Genomic DNA, 635 nt, shown 5'->3' on the forward strand with positions numbered 1-635 from the left:
CGATCCCAAGAAGGCGGTCATCGCCCTCAAATGGGCCGTGCGCGAGATGGAGGAGCGCTACAAGAAGATGGCCAAGATCGCCGTCCGGAACATCGACGGCTACAACGCCCGGGTCGCCGAGGCGGCGGCGCGCGGCGAGGTACTGACCCGGACCGTGCAGACCGGCTTCGACCGCCATACCGGCGAGGCGGTGTACGAGGACGAGGCGATGGATCTCGCGCCGCTGCCGTACATCGTGATCGTGGTCGACGAGATGGCCGACCTGATGATGGTGGCCGGCAAGGACATCGAGGGGGCGATCCAGCGCCTGGCGCAGATGGCGCGCGCGGCCGGCATCCACCTGATCATGGCGACGCAGCGTCCGTCGGTGGACGTGATCACCGGGACGATCAAGGCGAACTTCCCGACCCGGATCAGCTTCCAGGTGACGAGCAAGATCGACAGCCGCACGATCCTGGGCGAGATGGGCGCCGAGCAGCTTCTGGGCCAGGGCGACATGCTGTTCATGGCCGGGGGCGGGCGCACGACGCGGGTGCACGGGCCGTTCTGCTCGGACAGCGAGGTCGAGAGCGTGGTCGCCCACCTCAAGCGCCAGGGCCGCCCCAGCTACCTCGACGCCGTCACCGCCGACGACG

Annotated in this window: 1 protein-coding gene; it reads left to right on the plus strand. The window is 68.7% G+C overall.

The genetic code is table 11. From position 1 onward, the window contains the following. On the plus strand, positions 1-635 hold a 635-nt coding region (locus ACLBXO_RS31670), incomplete at both ends, for an FtsK/SpoIIIE domain-containing protein (protein ID WP_447687909.1).

The organism is Methylobacterium sp. C33D, assembly GCF_053345825.1.